This window comes from Cupriavidus sp. 05N40, from assembly GCF_056397305.1.
This window is the reverse complement of record NZ_JBFTND010000481.1, coordinates 1-388: the sequence shown is the minus strand read 5'-3', so window position 1 is coordinate 388 and position 388 is coordinate 1. Positions and strand designations below refer to the sequence as shown.

1 pseudogene is annotated in these 388 nt (G+C 65.7%); it reads right to left on the bottom strand.

The annotated features are described in order from the left end of the window. Positions 1 to 388 (bottom strand): annotated as a pseudogene (locus AC1DO7_RS41550) (HlyD family secretion protein); the annotation flags it as partial.

Sequence of the window (388 nt, the reverse complement as noted above, 5' to 3'; positions counted from 1 at the left end):
CCGGTGCATGGATTTCCGTATAGGACAGATTGAGATTCGCCAATTCCTGAGCCGCCTCGGCGCGCATCAACGTGCTGGCCGCCTTGTCGCGCTGAGTGCGCAGCACGTCGAGGTTCTGCTCAGTCGTGCTCAACGCGGCGCGGTCATGGGACTGCCGCGCAAGCTGCTCGGCGAGCGCGCTTGAAGCGTGTTGTTGTTCCTGCGTGGTTCCCGCTCCCGCTTCGGAGAGATTCTGGTAGCGCGAGGCGTTCGCTCGCGCAAAGTCGAGCGACGCCTGGTCGGAGCGAAGCGTGGCGCGCGCCTGCTCGACGAGCGAGGGGTGCCGCGCAATCTCGGCGTCGTAGTTTGCTATGGATGCCTTGGCTGCCGCCACGTCAGCCTGCGCCGC